Annotated in this window: 5 protein-coding genes; 3 read left to right on the top strand and 2 right to left on the bottom strand. The window is 64.6% G+C overall.

Features of this window, described 5'->3' with window-relative positions; translation table 11 throughout:
• Positions 1 to 211: 211 nt before the first annotated feature.
• Complete coding sequence (sciP, locus tag SMD10_RS24845; protein WP_331688413.1) at positions 212 to 502, bottom strand: CtrA inhibitor SciP; 291 nt, start codon at positions 500 to 502, stop codon at positions 212 to 214.
• Positions 503 to 739: 237 nt separating this feature from the next.
• On the opposite strand from sciP, the gene mnmA reads away from it, so the two are divergent.
• Positions 740 to 1,924 (top strand): tRNA 2-thiouridine(34) synthase MnmA, encoded by a 1,185-nt coding sequence (gene mnmA, locus SMD10_RS24840; RefSeq protein WP_331688414.1) that lies wholly within the window; start codon positions 740 to 742, stop codon positions 1,922 to 1,924.
• 96 nt (positions 1,925 to 2,020) lie between these two features.
• On the opposite strand, the gene SMD10_RS24835 is transcribed toward mnmA, so the two are convergent.
• Positions 2,021 to 2,500, bottom strand: coding sequence for a helix-turn-helix domain-containing protein (locus SMD10_RS24835; protein ID WP_331688412.1), 480 nt, complete (start codon positions 2,498 to 2,500; stop codon positions 2,021 to 2,023).
• A gap of 74 nt (positions 2,501 to 2,574) precedes the next feature.
• Between SMD10_RS24835 and SMD10_RS24830 the strand changes: the two genes are divergently transcribed.
• Positions 2,575 to 3,996, top strand: coding sequence for an MFS transporter (locus tag SMD10_RS24830; RefSeq protein WP_331688411.1), 1,422 nt, complete (start codon positions 2,575 to 2,577; stop codon positions 3,994 to 3,996).
• A 372-nt stretch (positions 3,997 to 4,368) separates the two neighbouring features.
• Positions 4,369 to 4,998, top strand: a complete 630-nt coding sequence (locus tag SMD10_RS24825) for a hypothetical protein (protein WP_331688410.1) — start codon at positions 4,369 to 4,371, stop codon at positions 4,996 to 4,998.
• Positions 4,999 to 5,349 lie beyond the last annotated feature (351 nt).

Raw genomic sequence — 5,349 nt, 5'->3', positions numbered from 1 at the left:
AGAAAAAGCCGATAAAGCGTCTGACTACAACGATTTGTTCAAGCTGAACGCCTGATGTAGCAAAGCCACTTCTAGTGGCTCAAGCGCAGCGTTCCAAACCTCCGCCTCTGGCGGAGGTCATGACTTTTGGCCGCAGTTCCCCGTAAAAAGCGGGCACAAAAAAAGCCGGCGTTGAAGGCCGGCTTTTTTAATAATCAGGTTTGCCACCGTGTCAGTGGAAATCCTGTTTCTTGCGATATTCCTGCAACTGGGTTGTGCGCAGGCCGGCAAGACCGTGCTGGTCTATGGAGGCCTGCCAGGACAGGAATTCCTCGACCGTCAGGGTGTAACGCGAACACGCTTCGTCCAGACTGAGGAGACCGCCGCGCACGGCCGCTACGACTTCCGCCTTGCGGCGGATGACCCAGCGACGGGTGTTCGACGGAGGAAGGTCTGCAATCGTCAAGGGGCTCCCGTCGGGGCCGATGACGTATTTTACTCTTGGTCTCACCTGATCGGTCATTGCACTCTCTACGCATTCCAAGACCTAATCATCCATGACCCTAGTCTGCCGTTTTTAAATTTCCCCTAAGCCAGTCGTAACAATTTGCTAACGCCTTGGCCTCGGAAGACCGGGCGACAGGGGAGGCGGGCTGCCCGGTCTCGATACTGTGCGCCTGGCGAGCATTGGCATCGCGCGGCAGGTTCTTTACATAAGCGCCGAGTTGCAAACGCCGTCCGGACGGAGAGCGCCGTCATGCTGAACAGCCTCGACCTGCCGAAGCCCGCTGCCGAAACGCGGGTCGTCGTCGCCATGTCCGGTGGCGTCGATTCCTCCGTCGTGGCCGCGCTCCTCAAGGAGGAGGGCTACGATGTGGTGGGCATCACGCTGCAGCTTTACGACGCCGGCGAGGCGGCGGTGCGGGCGCGCTCGTGCTGTGCCGGCCAGGATATCTACGACGCCCGCCGGGTATCCGAGATGCTCGGCATTCCGCACTATGTGCTCGACTACGAGGATCGGTTCCGCGAGTCGGTGATCGACCCTTTCACCGAAAGTTACCTCGCCGGCGAAACGCCGATCCCGTGCGTCTCGTGCAATCAGACGGTCAAGTTCCGTGACCTTTTGGCAACAGCGCGCGACCTCGGTGCCGATGCACTGGCGACCGGTCATTACATCGACAGCCGGCCGGTCGGCGATCATCGCGGCCTGTTCCGTCCGGCCGACGCCGATCGCGATCAGAGCTATTTCCTCTATGCCACGACCCAGGAGCAGATCGATTTCCTGCGCTTTCCGCTCGGCCGCCTGACCAAGCCGGAAACGCGTGCGCTCGCCGCGCGCTTCGGCCTCGCGGTGGCGGACAAGCCGGACAGCCAGGATATCTGCTTCGTCGCCAAGGGCCGCTATAGCGACATCATCGAGCGTCTGCGTCCCGGCGCCGGCGAGCCGGGCGACATCGTCCACGTGGACGGGCGCCATCTCGGCCGGCACGACGGCATCCTGCATTTCACCATCGGCCAGCGGCGCGGCATCGGCGTGTCGCTGGGCGAGCCGCTCTACGTCGTCGCGCTCGACCCGGTGCGCAAGCAGGTCGTCGTCGGCCCGCGCGAGGCTCTGGCCACGCGTGCGATCCGGCTGCGGGCGATCAACTGGCTCGGCGACGAGCCGATCGAGGCGGCCGCGGCCGCGCATCGCGATCTGTTCGTCAAGGTCCGCTCTACCCGCCCGCCGGCACCAGCGCGGCTGATGCTGGGCGACGACGGCGAAATCGTCGTCGAGCTGCTCGACGGCGAGGACGGCGTGGCCCCCGGTCAGGCCTGTGTCTTCTATGAAGGGGAGGGCACCGGCGTTCGCGTGCTTGGCGGCGGCATCATCTCCGCCACAGAACCGGTGCAAGGCTTTGGCTCGCAGGCCGAAGCAAGCTTCATGGCGGCGGCTGGGCGCTGACCGAAACTCCGGGTCGCTGGCGCCCGATCGAGTTTCCTGCCGCTCGCGCCTTGAGGCCGCGCCCGTCTCGTCTGCGGCATGGCCTGACAGCCCGTTCTATCGTCTCTTGCGACCTTGACCCGGGCGCGCCCGGCGACGCGGCCCGAACGGTGCGTCGTTCTCCGTTGCGGGCGGCTGCCCGTCCGATGGACGCACCCGTCCTGCGACCTTGATAAGCTTGCGGAAGCTTGGGCATTCCAGATGAGATGGCGCCGGGCAATCCGCCACATGCCGCAACATGTCCCGCAGCACCTGCAGATTGCCGATCTGCCGCTCGATGGCGTCCGCCTTCGCGTGAAGGTCGGCGCGGGGCAGGTCGAGTTGGCCATCTTGCCCGACCATGGCGGCGATTTCGGAAAGCGTGAAGCCGGCCGACTTGCCGAGCTGGATCAGCGACAGCCGCAACAAGACGTCCGGATCGTATTGCCGCCGCAGCCCGTGGCGAGCCACCGAACGGATCAGCCCGACGTCCTCGTAGTAGCGCAATGTCGAAGGGGGAATGCCGGCCTGCGCAGACAACTCGCCGATATCCAGCATTTGGGCTCTTGACCTCAAGTTGACTTGAAGTGGCAGCCTGCCACTCCGATCAACTCAGAGCAAGGGCGCGCACGATGTCCGACGATGCCAAACCCATCTCGAAGACTTCCCCCAACCGCGGCGCCGTCGCGGTGCTGGCGCTGGCGATGCTGCTGGCATCCCTGGGAGTGAGCATAGCCACCGTGGCACTACCGGCGTTGGCGCGCGACTTTCATGCGCCCGTTTCGCACGTGCAATGGGTGATGCTGGCCTACCTCCTGTCCGTCACCGTCGTCATCGTCTCCGCTGGCCGGCTTGGCGACATGCTGGGGCAGCGTCCGGTGTTCCTCGGCGGTCTGGCGATCTTCGCCGGCGCATCCGCATTGTGCGCGACCGCTCCCTCCTTGGCCCTGCTGATCGTTGCCCGCGCCCTGCAGGGCATCGGCGGCGCGGTCCTGATGGCCCAGTCGATCTCGCTGGTGCGAGACACCGTGGCAAAGGAGCGGACAGGGACGGCCATGGGCCTTTTGGGCACGATGTCGGCAATCGGCACCGCGCTCGGACCCTCGGCGGGCGGCCTCGTCATCGCCTCGTCGGGATGGCGGACGACATTCGTTGTCCTGGCGCTTCTGGGGAGCGCCGGGCTATTCCATGCCGCCTGTGTCCTGCCGCGTGCCCGAAAAGCCGGGCGTGCCGACGGGACAGGCTTCGATTGGCCGGGCATGCTGGTCCTGACCGGCGCGCTGACTGCGTTTTGCGTTGCGGTCACGGCCGGGCGCAGCGACCTGCCGGCGAAGGCGAGCCTCTTGCTTCTCTGCGCATCGGCTTTCGGCGCCGTTCTCTTCATCGTCGTCGAGCGCAGGGCGGCCGCGCCCCTGGTCCAGCCCGCAGCCTTGCGCAGCCGGGCAATCTCTTCGTCGCTTCTAATGAACCTGATCGTGGCGACCGTGATGATGTCGACCCTCGTGGTCGGCCCGTTCTATCTGACCATCGCCCTGGGACTGAACGAGGCCCTCGTCGGCTCGGTCATGGCCGTGGGGCCCGCGACGGCCGCGGTGTCCGGCGTGATCGCCGGCCGCATCACCGACGCGTTCGTAGCGCCGCGCGTCCTGCTGATCGGTCTGGCACAGACGATGGTGGGCCTCGTCTGTCTGGCCGTGCTGCCGATGCGGATCGGCGTCGCCGGATACGTCCTGTCGCTGATGGTGCTCACGCCGGGATTTCAGCTGTTCCTGGCGGCCAACACCACCGCCGTGATGAGCGCCGCCCCTGAAGACCAGCGCGGCAGCCTCTCCGGCTTGCTCGGATTGTCGCGCAATCTCGGCTTCATGAGCGGCGGATCGATCATGGGAACGGTGTTCGCGATCGCGGCCGGCACGCCTGATATCGCCCAGGCCTCGCCTGAAGCCGTAAGCGCGGCCTTCACCGCGACGTTTCTCACGGCCTGTGGGCTGACGGTCGGTGCTTTCGCGGCGGCCCTGGTCTCCCGGCCTGCCGTCGAACGGCGCGACGCTTGAGGCGCCACATCAAACGGATGGCTCACGGCCATCAGGACATTTGGATTTGCGAATGTCTGCTGCTCTGACGATGGGACATCGAAACTTTGCCCCATCACGACCCTGGTCGGCCCCCTGGACGGTCTGCTTGTCGGCAATCCCAACGCCTCTGAATGACCGGACTTGGCCGGGCACGATAGGGGGGCACCGTGGCGGCAAGCGGGATGCCTGATGGTGGCCGTGCGATCGAGTGAGCTTTATATCCTCTTTCTACGTCGAAATCGCCACGGAGTAGAGGAGACATCGGTCTTGCCGAAACCAAAGATTCCTCCCCGTCTCCTATACTCTGTGATGCTCGGGTTCAGTCTCCTCTTCGTTGCCGCCGGCGTCGGAATGATCGTCACCGGAGCAGACGGCGGTATCGTGGCGACGGCGTTCTTTGCGGGATGTGCCGCCATCGCCGTCTGGCAGTTGCGGCCGGGCCTGCTGGAAACAGAGACTCGCACTGTCGAGACCTTGCTTGCTCGATACCCGGGCCCGCTCGTCCTGCGAGCCTCGGTGAAAAAGCTTCTGTTCGTCGCCGCCGTGTCGTCCGTCTTCGGCGGGGTCATGCTTTGGATGGTGTTGCACGAAGCACCCCCGATGGCGATTCAGATCATGCTATGGCCGGGTGTCGTGCTCTTCCTGGGCGGTGCGCCGATCTTGATCCTGCTGGCGATCCAGGGCTCGACGCTGCATTTGGACGCGACAGGCTTGATGACCCGGCAGATGGGCCGTTCCAGGCGCTGGAACTGGCACGCATTAAGCGGGTTCACAGTGGCGGCCGTGAAGGGCTCTGTGCAGAGGTTGGTCGTGTTCGACGACGCGAACCTCGGGACCACACGTTTCGCGGCGTTGAACCGTCGCCTCACCGGACGCAATGCGAGCCTGCCAGACAGTTATGGACTGGACCCCGATGCCCTCGCCGCCCTTCTCGCGGCCTGGTGCGCACGGGCGGTTCGCGATGACGTCGGGAGGCGATGAGATGAAGCGTCGAGGCATGTCGGCCTGAGTTGGCAAGCTGCCGCTCAAACCGACCGTGAGACAGAACCCCAATTTTGTGCGGCTCTCCGGCCTTTTCCTGGGAGGGGACCGCGCGCTCATGCGAAATCCGGTCAACCCCTTGGGATGCTGGATTCCAAGACGCTTAAGCGCCACGCGGGCTCAATAGAGCTTTCGATTCAATCGATCGGACGCCATGTCACCTTATACCGCTGAGCGGATGATCTGACTCTGGCGTGATTTGCGTGGCTTCGGCGACCGTGATTCCTTCGTACTAGATGCGACGAGGGAGATGCGGATGGCGTTGGAGATCAGCGACAGATATTCGGCAGG

The sequence above is a fragment of the Consotaella aegiceratis genome, from assembly GCF_036541425.1.
GTDB lineage: Bacteria > Pseudomonadota > Alphaproteobacteria > Rhizobiales > Rhizobiaceae > Consotaella > Consotaella aegiceratis.
This window is presented reverse-complemented; position numbering and strand designations above follow the sequence as displayed.